Origin of the sequence: Microseira sp. BLCC-F43, assembly GCF_041929235.1 — a bacterium.
In the GTDB taxonomy this organism is placed as follows: domain Bacteria; phylum Cyanobacteriota; class Cyanobacteriia; order Cyanobacteriales; family Aerosakkonemataceae; genus Microseira.
This window is the reverse complement of sequence record NZ_JBHFNP010000040.1, coordinates 124,846-141,965: the sequence shown is the minus strand read 5'-3', so window position 1 is coordinate 141,965 and position 17,120 is coordinate 124,846. Positions and strand designations below refer to the sequence as shown.

Genomic DNA, 17,120 nt, shown 5'->3' with positions numbered 1-17,120 from the left:
CCTCAAAGTACATCAGTTATAGGGCATGGGATGCTCAGACCGGGGACGAGATTGGGGTCAAACTATGTGTCGATGACAAATTCCCAACTTTGGCCTTGGGAACTGCCAAACTTGAGCTGCATCCCTGACTGCAAAGGCACTTCTTGATGATGAACCTTTTGCCAACCCGTAGCGCCTAAAATCAGTGTACCGAAGCGAGATTCATCATTCAGAAAATAAGTTGCTTTTGCCTTATTTTCGATCCGCTCTTCGCGGCAAAATATTTTCGCATGTTTTTGAGAAACCCAGGGTTCGGGAATGACCAAATCGTTCCTTTGATTTCGTCCCACCCACATCAATCCACCGTAAATCCGCCAAATTTTATTTGTCGCTCCGACTCGGCGCAAGAAAGCACTGGGGCGGACTTGTCCGATCCAAGTCGAGGTATTGGGTAATTCGGTGATGCCGTCTAACGGTTGGATCAGCTGACCGTCAAATTCTGGATGCAAGTATAGAACCGGCAAAGTCCAGGCTGGTTGATTAAATTTATACAGCGTCAGCAGCTGCTGTCTTGCTACCGCCACAGCACGATCGATCGGCATCCGCTCTGCTAACGATCGGGCAAAAGTTTGTATAAAACTTAACGCTTCTTGGTCGGCGATGGCATCGCGCATGGCCAACACTGCTGGCACTCCATGATGGATCAGCACTTCTGCCAAACTGCTGCGGGGAATGCTAGTTTGTCCCTGGTGTACGGGTTGAGCGCCCCAGCAAGCATTGAAAACGGCGAGGGTGACGCGACACCGAGTCAGCACCTGCGCCAGTTCCGTGCCGTTCATGGTAACTCCTGGCCCCAAAAACAACAAGCCGCCGTCTGGGGCGGGTTCCCCATGACCCGCATAAAACATGATGTTGTAACTGCCGCTTTCCAACCGCGCAATTAGTTCGGATGGGGTTGGCTGGATCAGCGTATCCACCAGACAGGGAACAAACGTGCCAGAACCGCCCGCCGAACCGATCTGTCCGCTGTGTTCCAAAAGTTTGGTTAAAGTTCTCCCCTCTTTTTCCAGATCCAAACGGCTGGCAGTTTTGCGCCCAGTGGGAAGGTTCTCTCCTAAAATCAGCAGGATATTTAAAGCGTGATCCGTGCGCCGGGGCGGTAGGGGGTCAACATCGCTGGTGGTGCGACTGAATAGCAATTTTTGGTGGTTTAAAGAAATCGCTTGCGTCCCAGCTTGGGGTTGCATAATTTCCCAAGGCAGGACGATCAAGTCCGGGTCGCGAATTTCCAGACGCAACCGCAAAAATTGCTCCTGTCCGGTAGCGATGCCTTGGCTGTGTTCCAAACTGCGTTGAATCGGCCCATCGAATAACCATTGCCAAAGTTCAATTCCCAACTGTTGCATCAGACGACTGCTGTAACTGGTAGTCTGGTTAGAATAATCTGCAACAACAGGTGGTTTTGGGGGTTGAGAGAGGGAAAACATTTGTTGCCACCCCAACCAAGTTTGCGTCAAGGTTTCTAGCCAAATGCAGTCGTGGTGGACATATCCACCTGGATAAGGAGCTTTCACAACCCAGATGGCAAAGTGGTCTGCCCCAGCAGCTACCAGGCGATCTACGCTCAAGTTGAGGCAAGGACTCTCAGATGGCGACATTGAGAACACTGGATATTAAACCTAGACCTAGACTGTATCAATTTTCTGTCGAGATTGGCAGCAACAACCCGGACTAATCCGTAACAGCAGCGCATTTTCCCTGTCGTGGGGCAGGAACCGTTGAGGTTGGCAGCGCAAAGGAAGTAAGATCCGCTTCTTTGATCCAGCCGGTTTCTCCCGGTTCTAGCAGGGGATTTTCCTGGGGCGCCCCAGCGCGTTCGCGCCGCGTGCCCTCAGGCGTATCTCTCTGCGGCGGCGGACTGAGGTTGGTTGCAGTTGGGTTTTTCTTCACGGGTTCCTGATGTTGTACGGACTGAGCCGCAGTAGGTTTGACCGTTGTATTTCCTGCTCTGGTTTTGGGTAGCGAGCAAACTTTCAGCCTTAGCCAGACATCCTCCCCTGGTGTTGCCTGCTTGCTCAGGACTTGTAAAATGCTACCCGCGGGGACTTTTTTCTGCCCCGGTACGGTTGCCGATAAACCGGACTCTGGCACCGGCTGTTGGAACAGTACCAAGTCGCGGATCTGGCCCGAACCGCTTTCTGCTGAACTTTTGACTAAAATAAAAGACCCTGGACTGAACGAGGCTGGCGCAGCCGGACTTGAAGGCTTAGTAGAGGGGCTGGGACTGGAATTAAAAATAACCGACTTTACTTTCTGCCCTACTTCTGGTATCAGCAGGTAGGCCATAGCCCCGCCCAACCCCAAAAGCAGCCCAATGGCGCACAAAAGCGGTAACAAGCTGCCCTCGCGGCGTGGGGTTAAAAGCAGCCGCGTCTTGAGTACGGTAGATGGGTTTTGGGCCCTCCCAGAGGCAGGTCGCTGCGTACTGTGGATGGCAGTTTGGATATCGGGGGCGGGGGAGGATGTTCCATTACCCGTCAACCTACTGGGGAGCATTTCTGGGTTAACGCTGACTCGACAGTGAAGCAAACCCACGGTAACGTTGTCATGTCCGTTGAGGGTGTTGCCAATTTCGATCAGCCTGGCGGCGGCGCTTGCCAGATCGACTTTTCCGTCTAAAACTGGTATAATCTCCTCTTCCCAGAACTGCTCTACGCGATCGCCGTCGCTTAAACCATCGGAACACAGCAGGAAAATACAGTCTTCATCGACGACAAACCGCCCGACTGTAGGATGCAGGTTCATCGAGGAATTCATGCCCAATGCCTGAACCAAAGAACCCGACCCGATTTGTTGCAGTGCTTCCCGATAAAGAGAGTAACCCAGCCGCACTTCCCGCGAAGCCACATCATCGTCTAAGGTGACCTGATGGCATCCGCTGCGCGATATCCAGTAGGCTCGACTATCTCCCACGTGGGTGATGTAAATTTCATGACCGTAGGCTAATGCCATCACCAGGGTGGTTCCCATGCGTTGCCGTTGCTGTCGCTGTTCGGCATCGTTGCGCTGACTGATCTGGTCGTTAGCGGCACAAACTGCTATTTCTAATTTGGTTGATAGGGTTTCTGGTTGCCAACTGCCGTCATTTCTCACCTGCTGGAGTTGCTGTTGGATGGTTTCAACTGCCAATTTGGAAGCAACCATGCCCCCCTCATGTCCCCCGATGCCGTCGCAGACAATTGCCAAGGGAGTGTAGCTGGATGTATTTGAGCGTTGTTTGGACTGGGAATTTTGTCCTGAGAACTCAAAACTGTTTGGCATGTCGCTGTTCGGGTAGCGGGCATCTTCATTGCGCTGGCGGCTGGGGCCTTTATCGGTGCGGGTGATAATTTCATAGCTGCGGTCTAGAGTTTTCCCGCAGTTATTCAGTGCTAAATCTAACTCAGCAAGCAAGCGATCGCCGGATAGTTGCCCCTCAATCATTTGTTGGCACAGTTGTGCGATAAATTCCGCCACGATTGGGTTTGCGCCTTCTACCCATTGCCGCCACAGATCGCCAAGTTGGCTTAACGCTGGGGGCGAACGATCTTGTTGCAATTGCAGCAGTCGCACTAGCCCCCCTTCTACTCGCAGCAGGGTTGGACAAAGCAAGCTAGACGCAACCCCTTCGCTGCTAAACGGCTGCCACAGCGTCCCTATCTGCCACAACCAATTGAGCTGGCGCAATGGGGATGCGCCTTGCCAAACGTGGGTTAATTCGGGCACTAGCTGCGGTTTGACCTGTGTTTTTCGCTGCTGCTGTTCCCTGTAGATGGGTGCTTGCTCTAGCAGCCAAATTTCCTCAGTCTTGCCTTTTTTTTCCAGCGTCGCCACTCCGAAGACTTGAGGCACGTGCAGTCGATAGGGAAACAGCCGCAGGTAAGGGCTAATTGCGGGTGGAATATCCGATGGAAACTCTGGCGGCAACCCCGGTTTGGTATCGAGTACGATGCGATTGTGCTTCAAAGACCCTACCCCAAACCCCTGGCTGTCGCCGACTGGATGCTCCAGGTTCGCTGCTTCACTCGCGCTCTCGATCAAATAGCGCTCTGCCAAAAGTTGCCCTTGTGTTAAGCTTTCTATCCCCTTACCCAGAGCATACAAATACCGTTTGGGCAAAATGGCACGACACTGCTGGCAAAACCTGTGAGTCTCTGGATTGATTGCCTGACAGAAGGGACAACTAATCTTAGCTGTGTCGTGCATTAAGGTTCCTCGCGTCTATCAGCCTTCGGTGTGTTGTCAGCGGACACCGGCGCTCTCTACTTAAATTGCTGCATCTGTATCAACGAGCGCCTATTTTAGCGCTTGATTTTTGGGTTCAACATGGGCAATTTTCAGTTATATTCGCCCCTGGTTGGCCCTTGACCGGATTTTTCCATCATATCTGGGGTTTCCTGCTCCAGAGGCTGCATGCCGCCGCTTTGCCTCATCAGCCCGGGCCAAATTAATAAAAAGAAGCCCATCCAGGCAGATACTGGAATAGATACCAGAACCGTCACCCACAAGGTTTTGAGCAGCACCCAACTGCCGCCGATTAGGGTTATGCCAAAAAGCAGGATCGACCAAGGCTGGCACCACCAAGGTTTATAACTCCAAGGGCTTACAGGTTGTTGAGCAGACATGATATCTTTAAATAATAACTTTTGAGCAGCGTTAACAAAAAATTCCACAAGCTATAGATCGGTAGTTTTTATTTTATTAAATATTAGGTGGGGAAGCGGTTTGGGCTACTGAGCTACTCACCTCTTGCCAGCCAAATTTTAAATAGATTTGTTTATACAAATCTTTTTGCTATTCGATCTAGCTTTTGGATTATTTTAATGTTAGCGCATCAAAATCTTTTGGCGGATCGCTATGCCTGAATTTCAATTTAACCAATTGCCAGAGCAAAAGAATTCAGCGGCAGAATCACCTGAGAACCAAAAGGTGGCTCAGCAACTGGAAAACCTCAAGCGATCGCACTCCCAGCGCCATCAGTTAACGAACCTTGAGATTTGGGCGCTTGTCAGCACGATGGATGATTTTATTCCGGGTTTTTGGAGCCGTTTTATGGTCAATCGTCAAGTGGCCTTTAAAGAATTTTTAGAGCAAAAAAAGACAAAAGGATCTTAACTGGCTGCGTCCTCGATCCGGATTGCTCCGAACAAGGGAGAAGGATAAGGGAGAAGGCGAGGGGAAGCTTACCCCATAGGTCTCCCTAGAAACTCTGCCTGCTCAAAAGCGTTCAAACCATCTGCATCTATACGCTTCCTTCAGATGCCACTTGAGGCAAGCCCATACTGTAGTTGAGAACGCGACTGTTGAGGTTATAACTGATTTGACCGCTTTGTAGGAGACCGCGCACGAAATGCTCCAAATCCGAACCAATGCGACGGAGATTATATTCCGTCAAATCTTCGCCGCTATAAGACTCAACCAGTTCATCGAACATGCGATAAACCTGTTGCAGCGCTTCTTCGTTCCAATTCAATTCATTATCCGGATCGATATCCAACGTTAGAACGCTGTCGCTAGGTGCTAGCTCGTTGTTCTCGACCTCAGCAGCAAAAATCCGAATATGACGGGTTGTACACTTGAGCAGCATGGGGATAATGCTTCAATCGCCAAATACACTGGAACACATTGTGACATACTCCCCTACCCCTCAGTCGCGGACAAGCAAAAAAACTCTCTGGGGGGAGCGGGGGATATGCCTCCCTACCGCTGGCGCTACCCCATCTAAAAAAATCGCTTTTTCTCTCCTGGTAAGGCAAAGCCAGCACCGGCCTCTCTCCAGCGGTTTCTTTGGCTCGCCGAGAAAAGACTTCGCTTAGCCTTGATGTTTCAAAGGTGGGGATCAGCTCTGTTCTAGGAGGATTTTAATCGCCGTCATGGTATCATAACTTTACGCCAGCAAGTTCAGCGTCAAAATGTTGGTTTACGAGTTCAAGGTCAAAGGCAAGCCAACCCAGTACCAGGCAATTGATCAAGCGATTTGGATTGCCCAGTTCGTTGCCAACAAGTGCTGGCGGTACTGGATGGATAACAACAGGGTCAGCCGTGGGGATTTGTATCGCTACAACAGGCAACTAAGGGCTGAATTTCCCTTTGTTGCAGCCTTGAACTCTCATGCTTATCAGGCATCCTTGGAGCTTTGCTGGTCTGGGATGGCACGGTTTTACGACAACTGCAAAAAGCAGATTTCCGGCAACAAGGGATTCCCAAAGTTTAGGAAACACAGTCGTTCTGTAGACACACCGGAAGCTACACGCTTGGGGAGTCCGACCCTCTAGCTTCGTTGGAGCAAGGAAAGCGGGGTTAGGGTTGGACGTTGAATCAAGAATCCCCGCCCTTCGAGGGCTGGGGAGTGTCAAAAACTAGCTATAGTCAATTGCGCTTAAATAAACTAGAGTATCACCGATTAACAAAACACTAAGCTATGAAAGCGACAACTAGCCGCCAACCTTCTTCCGTAGCTGCCGGAATTTTCCAGCTAGTGGGAGTAATTATGATCTTGTCCTCCCTGATTGACTACGCAGTTTTACTGTTTCCCCCCGTTACACCGACTAACCTCAATCCCGAACAGTTGCAACTTCTGGGTCTGCAACAGACAGTTTCCGTTACAACCCAATTAATCGACAGGGGTATTATCCCAATGGTCGGTCTGGCTTTCCTGTTTGCTGGGTTTTGGATTGACAGCAATTCAGGAGCGACCAAAAAAGGGTTGTCAGGCATACTCCAACCCGGAGCGCTGGCATTGTCTGTATTATTGGGAATAGCATTTTTAGGGCTGACCTTTGTGAACGTAAACAGCCAGCGGTTGCTCAACCAACGGACGGTTGAGCAAATTAGTACAAGATCCCAGCAAGCAGAAACACAACTCAAAGACCGCTCCCAACAGGTTGCCGCTCTGGCTCAAGACCCCAGGAGGCTTTCTGAGTTGGATCAAGCGATCAGTAGCGGTCGAGTCCAAGGACAGCAGCGCGATCAGTTGCAGGCGATTAAACAGCAATTAGAGCAGTTTAAGCAAGACCCTAAAGCACTTGAGCAAAGAGTGAAGGAAGCTCAGACCCAAATTCGCAGCGAGCGGGATCAAACCCTGAAGCAAAGCCGACAAGACTTGATCAAGTCATCGGTACGCAGCGGCGTCAGCAGCTTGCTATTGGGGCTAGGCTACCTTGGTATTGCCTTTACCGGGGTCAGCGGTTTAGTGGGCGGTGTCAAACCTCCTCGTCGCTAAGGATTGAGCCATTACCAAGGCATTTGGTTAATCGCACCTGTGGAAATCATCGGGGTAGTATTGGGAATCATGTGTGTAGGATCGATAGATTTGTTGCTGTGACTGGAAGCTGGGCATGTTCTCGATTTATATCCTGACTTACAACGAAGAAATTGATATTGCCGCTTGCATCGAGTCAGCTTTGCTGTCCGATGATGTTATCGTGGTGGATTCTTGTAGTAGCGATCGCACCGTTGAGATTGCCAGCCGCTATCCGGTTCGTGTAGTGCAGCACGAGTTTGAAAGTCACGGACGCCAGAGGACTTGGATGCTGCAAGAAATCCCAACCAAACACGAATGGGTTTACATCTTAGAAGCCGATGAGCGCATGACTCAAGAGCTGTTTCAAGAGTGTTCGCAGGCAATCTTAAGTCAAAACTACATCGGCTACTACGTAGCAGAGCGCGTCATGTTTTTGGGACAGTGGATTCGCCGCAGTACCCAATACCCCCGCTACCAAATGCGACTGTTCCGCAAGGACAAAGTTTGGTTTACAGATTACGGTCACACCGAACGGGAAGTCTGCGATGGGCCAACCGGCTTTCTGAAACAAACCTATCCCCACTACACTTGCAGCAAAGGATTAAGTCGCTGGCTTGACAAGCACAACCGCTACTCGACTGACGAAGCTTACGAAACCTTGCATCAGCTGGAACGGGGAAATGTTAAGTGGATAGATTTATTCTTTGGGCGCTCGGAAGTAGAAAAACGGCGGGCGCTGAAGGATTTGTCGTTGCGTTTACCCTTTAGACCCCTGTTGCGCTTTATTTACATGTATTTCATTCTGGGGGGATTCCTGGATGGGCAAGCGGGATTTGCTTGGTGTACTTTGCAGGCTTTCTACGAATATCTGATTTTGCTCAAAGTCTGGGAAATCGAACACATGCCGTCACCCAAGTTAGAAGCAACCCAGATTGCGGATCTGGGGAAGTCTAATGTTGATTCGGTTGGGGTCAAACCTTCGTCTTAGCTAGAAAACGGCGTGCGGAAAACAGTGATTTCTGATACCATCTAGTCCATCCCCCGTATACGTGGAACAGGCATCTTGCCTGTTATGGGTAAACTTGAGCCAGTTGACAAAGAGTGGCCTAACTGTGTTCCAACGCCTAAAGCAGGACTTAAAAAATGACCTGATTGCAGGTCTTTTGGTAGTAATTCCCCTGGCTACCACGATTTGGTTGACGATTACCGTTGCCATTTGGGTGATTGATTTTCTCACTCGTATCCCCAAGTGGCTCAATCCGTTTGACGGCCTTCATCCAATCTTAGTTAACCTGCTGAATCTGGTGGTGGGACTCGCTGTACCGCTGCTGGGTATTCTGCTGATTGGTTTGATGGCACGTAATATTTTCGGGCGCTGGTTGCTCGATGTCGGCGAGCAACTGCTGCAAGCAATTCCTTTAGCCGGAGCGGTGTATAAAACGCTCAAACAACTGCTGGAAACTATCTTAAAGGATACTGGCGGGAAGTTTCGCCGCGTGATTTTGGTAGAATACCCCCGGCGAGGAATCTGGGCGATCGGATTCGTCACCGGATCGATCGGTGCCGAGCTTCAGTCTCAGCTATCTTCCAGACCGATGCTGAGTATTTTCGTCCCGACGACACCCAACCCGACCACGGGTTGGTATGCGATCGTCGCCGAAGATGAAGTGGTCGATCTATCCATGTCTGTGGAAGATGCCTTTAAGGTAATTATCTCCGGCGGCATTGTTAGCCCTAGCGCGATCGCTCCTTTGGCTATACCTCCATTTCAAGAGCGGCAGTTGAACCAACCCCTTTTGAAAGAAGAAGTCTAAATCAATAAATTGAGCCATTCCGCGCTCTAAAGATGCGCGGATTCAGGCTAGGAGTTGGGTACAGCTTTTCGCCCTGAACCTAGAGGGACAGCTATCTGGCTGGACTTTCCTAGCTATGGGGCGAACCGATCACCAGGGGTAATCAGCCACCTGCTTTCGGACGCGCTTACTTGCTTGCGATTTGATGATGATTCTGTCTTTTTACCGCCCGCCGGAACTGCTCCGTCCCTGAATGTTGTTGACATTCCGTAAAAAGACCATCCTGATTAGGGCAGTCGATTCGTTTCGGGTATGAATCGACATTATTTTCGCCACCTTCTCCGCAATTTCAGCTATAGAAAGAAGTTTGTTTTTTGGCGTTAATTTTTTAGTGCATTATGCAACACAAAAAACAACCTACTATAAAACCATGTTTGGTGCAAGTTTTTAGATAGAAAACTTAATAATTGTGACAGTGAATAAATTCGCCCGCGTCAGCTAGGGGCCCCGCAATAAATTGACGGGGCTACCAGCCTCCCGTTTCATTTTGGTGTACAGTGAGGCAGGGGGCAAGTGAGCAGGTGAGCAGGTGAGCAGGTGAGCAATTACGGTGTGGGTTTCACCAATCACCTTTGACAGAAACAGACGATTAAATTAAACGCGCCCCCCAAAGGTGAGCAGGTGAGGTTTTACCGTACAAACGATAATCTTGCCTTAAATCTCTCTGAAAATCCCACCTGCTCACCTGCCCACCTGCCCAAGATCCCCCTGCCGTCATGCCCGACGAAGCTTATGCAACCCCGTCAAATTGCCCGCGAACTGGCTCTGCTGAGCCTATCTCAACTACCAGCTAATCCAGAAAAACTCTCGGAACAACAACTAGCAGATCTGGTTCTCGCTGCTGTCCGCACTCTGAGTACAGAAGTTCAAGATGCTTTAGAGGCAGCCGCAGCAGAACTCAAACGCGCTGCGGATCGCCTTCTTAAGAGCGAAACCCGCGCCTCAGATCTCCAGAGTGCTACAGCAATGGTAAAAGATGCGATTGAACTATCTCAAACAGCAGTCAACCGCTTGGGTGGCGCTGTAGAATTACCAGAATTTATTCAAATATCCAATCAACGAGAGATTCGCGATTACGCCATCCAAATCATCACTACCGTCAATGCCAATCGCAGCGAAATTGACGATATATTGTCAAAATCCCTGGTGGATTGGCAATTGAATCGCCTAGCTCGCGTTGACCGAGATATTCTGCGAATCGCAGTGTGTGAAATCCAATTTATGGAACTCGCCCATCAGATGGCAATTAACCAAGCGGTGGAACTAGCCAAACGCTACAGCGGTGAAGAAGGACACCGATTTATTAATGGGGTTCTGCGTCGAACCCTGGAACAAATTAAAGAGGTTAATCGCTAATAGCTATTGGTGAGTGGCTAATCCCTAATCGCTATTTACAAGTGAACCGGGAAGGCAAAAACGATCGAGATGCTCCAGAGGTCTTTATCATGGAATTAGACTAGCTTGATATCACAATTAACAGTCAGCAATTAGCAATTAGCAAGTATAAGTGCAATGGTATTTAATTGGTTCCGCCGCCAGCATAGCGACGCTAGCGAACAGAAAAAAGAGCAACCGGCAGAAACTAAAGAAGTTCAACCCCAAGTCAAGCAATCTGAGCCAGAGGCAGCACCAAAGCCATCTGGTGAAGTTGCTGCTGATTACCTGACTTGGGCAAAAGCTGCCTACAAAAATATTCAGGCGAAGCAACAAACACAGCAACAAGAAGCCGAAACCCCAGCGACGGAACCCGAAACAACTACGCCAGAAGAAAGTGCAGCCCCATCGCCCTTGACTGAGGAAGCCACACCGACTCAAACAATTGCTGCCGTTGCAGAAACTACCGAAACTGCTGCAAGTTTAGTTACTGCTACAGAGGGTGATTCAGCGGCGACGGTATCTCCCCAAGTATCAGCAGCGGTACAACAAACCCCTGTAGCAGAAACAACCCAAGTCCAGGAGGAAACAAAAGCACAACCACCCGTCGCACCTGCCACACCAACATCAGTGCCTTTTTGGGCAAAAGATGACCTACAGGCGCGGATGGAACGCCTGAAGGAAACAGCGATTGAAGAACCCGAACCGGACGTCCAGCCAGCCGCTGTGGCGATGGAAGAAGTGCCGGGACTTGCCTTTGATGAAGGATTTTTGTGGTCGGCAGAAGTTTTGGCGGCTCAAGGACGCCGCGCCGAAGATGTCTCGGTGGAAGAAATTACTTGGCTCAAAAAGCTGCGTCAAGGCTTAGACAAAACTCGCCGCAATCTGATCAACCAGCTTAAGGCAATTGTCGGTCAGGGGCCGCTCAATCAAGATGCGGTGATGGAGATCGAGGCGTTGCTGTTGCAAGCTGATGTTGGGGTAGAGGCGACGGAGTATATCATAAAAGCGCTAAAAAGTAAACTGCGGGAAGAAGCCCTACCACCAGAAGCAGCGATCGCATACCTCAAACAAATCCTGCGGGATATGCTCGAAGCACCCCTGCAAAAATCCCACAAACGTGCTTTTGTGCCAGAAAAAGAGGCGTTGAATATTTGGTTGATTACAGGGGTGAATGGGGCAGGAAAAACCACAACCATCGGGAAAATAGCCCATATTGCCGAAAAATCAGGCTATAAATGCTTAATCGCAGCGGCAGATACCTTCCGGGCGGCGGCGGTAGAACAAGTCAAGGTTTGGGGACAGCGCAGCGGCGTTGAAGTGATTGCCAATCCAGGACAGAATACCGATCCGGCGGCGGTGGTATTTGATGCGATCGCCGCAGCCAAAGCACGGGAAACCGAATTGCTTTTGGTCGATACCGCAGGGCGTCTCCAGAATAAGAAAAACCTGATGGACGAACTCAGCAAGGTGCGTCGGATTATCGATAAAAAAGCAGAAGGCGCGATCGTGGAGTCTTTACTGGTTTTAGATGCTACTCTCGGTCAAAATGGACTGCGCCAAGCCCAAGTCTTTTCAGAAGCTGCCCAACTCAGCGGCGTCGTGTTAACCAAACTCGATGGAACTGCTAAAGGCGGCGTTGCCTTAGCAGTAGTACAACAATTGGGTTTGCCCATCCGCTTTATCGGCGCAGGTGAAGGGATTGAGGATTTACGCCCCTTCTCCAGCTACGAGTTTGTCGAAGCTTTGTTGAGTGGTTAGCAAGTGAGGGAGTGCGATCGCGCTCTCTGACATCATCCATCAAAAAATGATTGTAGCCCCCCGATCCTCCTGCCGTTCCCCTTAAAAAGGGTGAACACAGCGGACGTAAGCGCTTTTTTTCAGCGCTTTTTTTATCCGAGGGTTGGGGCGATCGAGGGTAAGTCCTCATACTTCAATTGCTCCCACCTCTTCTGAAAAATTGTTATTGACTTTAAAGCAAGTATCTGATATAATTCATTTTCTTAAGACTGTCAAAATAGGCTGTAATAGAAGCCAAACTGCTCAAACAGTAGTATATTTTCAGTTTTATCAAATTCGTGGAATACCCCATCCGTCTAAAAGGTGGGGATTGTTCTTCGCTCTAGACTAAGCGAGGTCAATCCTCCGAAATGAACCGGGATCTAAATGGTGCGCGCGGGATTTTCCTGGGTGCATTGGTTGATACGCCTTGGTTAAACCAACATTTGGTGGTTTAACTTATGTATTTGTTAGCAAACGTGAGCGAAAAAGTATCGGTACACACTTAGAATGCAAGACATGGAAAAAGCATTTCGCTACCGATTCTATCCAACGCCTGAGCAGGAGAACTTGCTGAGGCGAACAGTCGGTTGTGTGCGGTTAGTCTACAACAAGGCGTTGAACTACCGGACAGAATCGTTCTATGGGGAAGGTTTGCGAATCAGCTATAACCAAACCTCCAGCGCCTTAACTCAGTGGAAGAAGCAGGAAGAGCTACACTTCCTCAACGAGGTTTCTTCTGTTCCGTTGCAGCAAGTTCTCAGACATCTACAATCCGCTTTCAACAACTTTTTCGAGGGACGAGCAAAATACCCTAGCTTCAAAAAGAAGCGTGGCGGTGGCAGTGCAGAGTTTACCCGTGCTGCATTTCGATATCGGAACGGCAAAATCTATCTGGCTAAGTGCGATCAACCGTTGGATATCCGATGGTCACGTCAGTTACCCAAGTATGCTGACCCATCTAATGTCACCGTTCGGCTCACCCCCAGCGGACGGTGGTACATCTCGATTCTTTGCCATGTCAAAATTGTGGCACTACCTCAGACAACCCAGCGTATTGGGTTGGATATGGGTATCAGCACGTTGGTCACCGCCAGCGATGGACAGAAGTTTACCAACCCGAAATCACTCCGCAAGGCACACAAGAAGCTGAGACGACTGAACAAAGCCCTGGCTCGAAAGGAGAAGGGGTCCAATAACCGATACAAAGCAGGGTTAGCCCTAACCAAGCAACATGCCAGAATCGCCAATATCCGACAAAATAACTTACATCAACTAACTACCAAACTCATCCACGAAAACCAAATGATAGTGGTGGAGACGTTGAACGTAAAAGGAATGTTGGCAAATCGTAAACTTGCTCAAGCCATTAGCGATGCAAGCTGGGGTGAGTTGGTTAGACAGTTAGATTACAAAGCAAACTGGTACGGACGAAATCTGGTTAAGATTGACCAATGGTTTCCCAGTTCCAAACGCTGCTCTAGCTGTGAATATGTGATGGATAAGATGCCGCTGAACGTGAGGGAATGGGAGTGTCCGAAGTGTGGGACAAGCCATGACCGGGATGTAAATGCGGCAAGGAACATTTTGGCGGTCGGACAGACCGTGACAGCCTGTGGAGCGACCATAAGACCAAAACGCTCGCTTGCGTCGAGGCGGGTGCAATGAAGCAGGAAGTAAGGGTAGCGATGCCCTAGAGATTAAGCCGCAAAGTCAACGGGCTTATGAATCCCCATCGGCCTATGCGGTCGGGAGTATGTCAAGCTAGATTAACCACTTTTCACTGCTATTAGTGACTGCTGTGCCCCTTCATCGCTCATCGTCTTACTCATCTGACTCAAACAGCGACGCCGCTGCTGAAGTAACGCCAGTTTTTGCCCTCAAACAACTGGTGGCGCGGTTGCATCGGGAACAAAATAAAATTCAGGATTTGTTGAGTTCTTTGGGATTTGCCCTGCGAAGTTTCAACAATCTGAACCAGTTTTTGGAGTTGATACCGCTGATGGCAACGCGAGTAACGGATGCTGACGCGAGTGCGTTGGTATTGTTAAAACCTAACGGTCAAGTAAAACTAGAGCAATTGCACTGCCAGGATAGCGTTCAGGGTACGCAGATTCGGAATGCAATTGAAACAGCAACTCGTCAAATTGCAGATACTGGCGCCAAAAAATCCCCGTCGCTACCGGAAAATTCTTCAGAGTTAGATATCACCGAAGCACAACCACAGGAGAAAAAACTGGCGAAGCTGGATGAGCAGGTTAACCAATTATTAGGCGCAGATATTCAGTTATTTGGTACGCCAATTTTGGTTAAGCAGGACGAACGGGGGCGGTTGTATGTCTTTAGCCGAGATCCGGAGTACACTTGGACGGAAACGCGACAAAAGTTAGTCAGGTTAGTGGCGGATCAAACAGCAGTTGCGATCGCTAACGACGAATTGACCGTCGAACTACGCAAAAAAGAACGCCTAGATCGCGAACTGGAAATTGGCGCCGAAATTCAACAGCGTCTGCTGCCTCACCAGTGTCCTAAAATTCCAGGCATAGAACTAGCCGCTCGCTGCAAACCCGCCAATCGCGTTGGCGGAGACTACTACGACTTTATCCCCACCCACCCGGATTGGCAGCGAACTATACAAGCAGAAGACTCCAAAACTAGGGGCGATGCGCCAAAACTCCCATCCGCATTACCAAGCTGGAGTCTCTTAACGAGCCAAAATCCAAATTGTAAAATCCAAAAGAAACGTTGGGGGATCGCGATCGGCGACGTGATGGGCAAAGGCGTCCCGGCGGGTTTGATCATGACGATGACGCGGGGAATGCTCAGAGCAGAAGTGCTTAACGGTCACTCCCCTGCTAGGATTCTGCAACATTTGAACCAGGTAATGTACGCCGATTTGGAAAATTCCCATCGGTTCGTAACTTTGTTTTATTCCGAGTACGATTTGGCTAGCCGTATCCTGTATTACAGCAACGCTGCCCACAATCCTCCATTTTTGTGGCAAGCAGCAACTCGCAAGGTGATGCGCTTGGATACGGCAGGGATGTTGATCGGCTTGGATGTAGACTCGCAATACGAGGATGCTCAAGTGCAACTCGCTCCCGGCGATACGTTAATTTACTACACCGATGGGTTGACCGAAGCGGCGAATACCAGCGGCGATCGCTTTGATGAGGAAAACCTGATCGAAGCCTTCCAGCGAGCTTGTCAGCGTTGTACGGGAGCGCAATCTATTCTAGACTACTTGTTTGACGAAGTCCTGAAATTTATCGGCCCCGGAAACCGCAATGGGGATGATATGACCCTCGTGGTCATGCAAGTCCAACCCAGTTAGGAGCGATTGCCGAAAATTCCTGTGAAATCGCCGTACTATGCCTAAGTTTTATCAAAAATCGCCTTATATCCCCATCCCTAATGACGGGTGGGGATATAACGCGAGTAAATTTTGTGAGGTCAATCCCGACAAAATTTAAAAATCGACAATTTAAGTAATTGCTACTTTATGGAAGCAAGGTTACTATAAAACGGTGGTAGTTAGGTCGATACACCATGTTCGTTTACGAGTTTAAATGTCTTGGAACCTTAGAGCAATATCTTGCAGTGGACGAGGCTATCCGCACATCCCAATTTATCCGCAACAAGTGTTTAAGATACTGGATGGATAATCACGGTACCAATGGATACGACCTGAACAAATACACTGCCAGATTGGCTAAGGAATTCCCCTTCGCAGACAAACTCAACTCGACAGCAAGGCAATCATCGGCAGAGCGGTGCTGGGCAGCCATCACCAGATTTTTTGACAATTGCAAAAAGAAAATACCTGGCAAGAAAGGTTTCCCGCGATTCAAGAAGAATCAACGCTCTGTCGAGTACAAAAAATCGGGCTGGGCGCTCTCTCTTGACAGAAAGTACATCACCTTCACCGATAAAAACAAAATTGGCAGATTCAAGCTAATTGGCACTCGCGACCTGCATTTTTTTTAGCAAAAAGAGGAAAATCAGCGAGTTAGATTGGTGAAACGTGCTGACGGTTATTATTGCCAATTCGCAATTAACTCGGAATTAGCTTCGGACGAGGTTAAGCCTACCGGAAAATGTATCGGCATAGATATGGGGTTGACCCATTTCTATACCGACAGCAACGGTGAAAAAGTAGAAAATCCCCGCTACCTCAGAAAGTCTTCAAAAAGATTGAAGCGCCTACAAAGTCGAGTTTCTAAAAAGGTTAAAGGCAAGAGGAATAGAAGAGCCGCTATAACCAGATTAGGTAAACAACACCTGAAAGTCTCGCGCCAGCGTAAAGATTTTGCTGTGAAGTTAGCAAGATGCGTGATGAAATCTAACGATTTCGTGGCTTATGAAGACTTGAAGGTAAAGAACATGGTAAAAAATAGACACTTAGCTCTTTCGATTAGCGACGCGGCATGGGGAATATTTAAGGAATGGCTGAAGTACTATGCTGCCAAGTTTGGCAAAGTAGCGATCGCGGTTCCTCCCCATTACACGTCGCAGGATTGTTCGGGATGCGGTGCAGTAGTTAAAAAATCTCTATCGGTTCGTACTCACATTTGTTTTTGCGGCGTCGTACTCGATAGAGATGAAAATGCTGCTGTTAATATCCTGCACAAAGGATTGTCGATAACTGGCTATATCACAAATACGTTGGGGCGCAGCGAAATTCAAGCTTGTGGAGAGATGGCTCTCTACTTAAACTTGGAAACAATGCTTAAGCAAGACCACTCTGTGAAACAAGAATCCCCACCCTCAACTTCGTAGGGTGGGGAGCGTCAAGTTAAATAAATCCTGGAGGTTGGCTCTCGCCGCCTCAATCGATATCCAATTAGCGAGAA

Annotated in this window: 13 protein-coding genes and 1 pseudogene; 10 read left to right on the top strand and 4 right to left on the bottom strand. The window is 49.2% G+C overall.

What is annotated here, in order from left to right; genetic code table 11:
- Window positions 1-62 precede the first annotated feature (62 nt).
- The 3 genes from ACE1CM_RS07135 to ACE1CM_RS07125 form a co-directional block, all read right to left on the bottom strand.
- Window positions 63-1,637 carry a CHAT domain-containing protein gene (locus ACE1CM_RS07135; RefSeq protein ID WP_374876703.1) on the bottom strand — a complete coding sequence of 525 codons (1,575 nt, stop codon included), beginning with the start codon at window positions 1,635-1,637 and terminating at the stop codon, window positions 63-65.
- A 73-nt stretch (window positions 1,638-1,710) separates the two neighbouring features.
- The gene (locus ACE1CM_RS07130; RefSeq protein ID WP_374876702.1) at window positions 1,711-4,224 is read right to left on the bottom strand and encodes a protein phosphatase 2C domain-containing protein; all 2,514 of its coding nucleotides are present in this window, start codon (window positions 4,222-4,224) and stop codon (window positions 1,711-1,713) included.
- A gap of 131 nt (window positions 4,225-4,355) precedes the next feature.
- Window positions 4,356-4,643 carry a DUF6737 family protein gene (locus ACE1CM_RS07125; protein ID WP_374876740.1) on the bottom strand — a complete coding sequence of 96 codons (288 nt, stop codon included), beginning with the start codon at window positions 4,641-4,643 and terminating at the stop codon, window positions 4,356-4,358.
- A 232-nt stretch (window positions 4,644-4,875) separates the two neighbouring features.
- Between ACE1CM_RS07125 and ACE1CM_RS07120 the strand changes: the two genes are divergently transcribed.
- Window positions 4,876-5,133, top strand: coding sequence for a hypothetical protein (locus ACE1CM_RS07120; protein ID WP_374876701.1), 258 nt, complete (start codon window positions 4,876-4,878; stop codon window positions 5,131-5,133).
- A gap of 127 nt (window positions 5,134-5,260) precedes the next feature.
- Here ACE1CM_RS07120 and ACE1CM_RS07115 read toward each other — a convergent pair whose 3' ends face one another.
- Entirely contained in the window at window positions 5,261-5,605 is a 345-nt protein-coding gene (locus ACE1CM_RS07115) for an NAD(P)H-quinone oxidoreductase subunit M (RefSeq protein ID WP_374876700.1), read from the bottom strand.
- Between the two features lie 325 nt (window positions 5,606-5,930).
- Here ACE1CM_RS07115 and ACE1CM_RS07110 point away from each other — a divergent pair, with 325 nt between their 5' ends.
- From ACE1CM_RS07110 to ACE1CM_RS07070, 9 genes and pseudogenes are all read left to right on the top strand, one after another.
- A complete protein-coding gene (locus tag ACE1CM_RS07110; RefSeq protein ID WP_374876699.1) occupies window positions 5,931-6,293 on the top strand; it encodes a transposase in 363 nt (120 codons plus the stop codon).
- Between the two features lie 146 nt (window positions 6,294-6,439).
- Window positions 6,440-7,240 carry an HpsJ family protein gene (locus ACE1CM_RS07105; RefSeq protein ID WP_374876698.1) on the top strand — a complete coding sequence of 267 codons (801 nt, stop codon included), beginning with the start codon at window positions 6,440-6,442 and terminating at the stop codon, window positions 7,238-7,240.
- 115 nt (window positions 7,241-7,355) lie between these two features.
- Window positions 7,356-8,249, top strand: coding sequence for a glycosyltransferase family 2 protein (locus tag ACE1CM_RS07100; RefSeq protein ID WP_374876697.1), 894 nt, complete (start codon window positions 7,356-7,358; stop codon window positions 8,247-8,249).
- A gap of 124 nt (window positions 8,250-8,373) precedes the next feature.
- Window positions 8,374-9,075, top strand: a complete 702-nt coding sequence (locus tag ACE1CM_RS07095; RefSeq protein WP_374876696.1) for a DUF502 domain-containing protein — start codon at window positions 8,374-8,376, stop codon at window positions 9,073-9,075.
- A 771-nt stretch (window positions 9,076-9,846) separates the two neighbouring features.
- Window positions 9,847-10,470: a transcription antitermination factor NusB gene (nusB, locus tag ACE1CM_RS07090; RefSeq protein WP_374876695.1), complete on the top strand. Its 624-nt coding sequence runs from the start codon at window positions 9,847-9,849 to the stop codon at window positions 10,468-10,470.
- Window positions 10,471-10,626: 156 nt separating this feature from the next.
- Window positions 10,627-12,249: a signal recognition particle-docking protein FtsY gene (gene ftsY, locus ACE1CM_RS07085; RefSeq protein ID WP_374876694.1), complete on the top strand. Its 1,623-nt coding sequence runs from the start codon at window positions 10,627-10,629 to the stop codon at window positions 12,247-12,249.
- 537 nt (window positions 12,250-12,786) lie between these two features.
- Window positions 12,787-13,935 carry an RNA-guided endonuclease InsQ/TnpB family protein gene (locus ACE1CM_RS07080; protein WP_374876693.1) on the top strand — a complete coding sequence of 383 codons (1,149 nt, stop codon included), beginning with the start codon at window positions 12,787-12,789 and terminating at the stop codon, window positions 13,933-13,935.
- A gap of 124 nt (window positions 13,936-14,059) precedes the next feature.
- Window positions 14,060-15,601, top strand: coding sequence for a GAF domain-containing SpoIIE family protein phosphatase (locus ACE1CM_RS07075; protein ID WP_374876692.1), 1,542 nt, complete (start codon window positions 14,060-14,062; stop codon window positions 15,599-15,601).
- Window positions 15,602-15,816: 215 nt separating this feature from the next.
- Window positions 15,817-17,046, top strand: a pseudogene (locus tag ACE1CM_RS07070) (RNA-guided endonuclease InsQ/TnpB family protein).
- Window positions 17,047-17,120: the final 74 nt, after the last annotated feature.

Coding starts and splice junctions, on each gene's coding strand:
- ACE1CM_RS07135 (WP_374876703.1), bottom strand. CDS start 1,637: ATGTCGCCATCTGAGAGTCCTTGCCTCAACTTGAGCGTAGATCGCCTG.
- ACE1CM_RS07130 (WP_374876702.1), bottom strand. CDS start 4,224: ATGCACGACACAGCTAAGATTAGTTGTCCCTTCTGTCAGGCAATCAAT.
- ACE1CM_RS07125 (WP_374876740.1), bottom strand. CDS start 4,643: ATGTCTGCTCAACAACCTGTAAGCCCTTGGAGTTATAAACCTTGGTGG.
- ACE1CM_RS07120 (WP_374876701.1), top strand. CDS start 4,876: ATGCCTGAATTTCAATTTAACCAATTGCCAGAGCAAAAGAATTCAGCG.
- ACE1CM_RS07115 (WP_374876700.1), bottom strand. CDS start 5,605: ATGCTGCTCAAGTGTACAACCCGTCATATTCGGATTTTTGCTGCTGAG.
- ACE1CM_RS07110 (WP_374876699.1), top strand. CDS start 5,931: ATGTTGGTTTACGAGTTCAAGGTCAAAGGCAAGCCAACCCAGTACCAG.
- ACE1CM_RS07105 (WP_374876698.1), top strand. CDS start 6,440: ATGAAAGCGACAACTAGCCGCCAACCTTCTTCCGTAGCTGCCGGAATT.
- ACE1CM_RS07100 (WP_374876697.1), top strand. CDS start 7,356: ATGTTCTCGATTTATATCCTGACTTACAACGAAGAAATTGATATTGCC.
- nusB (WP_374876695.1), top strand. CDS start 9,847: ATGCAACCCCGTCAAATTGCCCGCGAACTGGCTCTGCTGAGCCTATCT.
- ftsY (WP_374876694.1), top strand. CDS start 10,627: ATGGTATTTAATTGGTTCCGCCGCCAGCATAGCGACGCTAGCGAACAG.
- ACE1CM_RS07080 (WP_374876693.1), top strand. CDS start 12,787: ATGGAAAAAGCATTTCGCTACCGATTCTATCCAACGCCTGAGCAGGAG.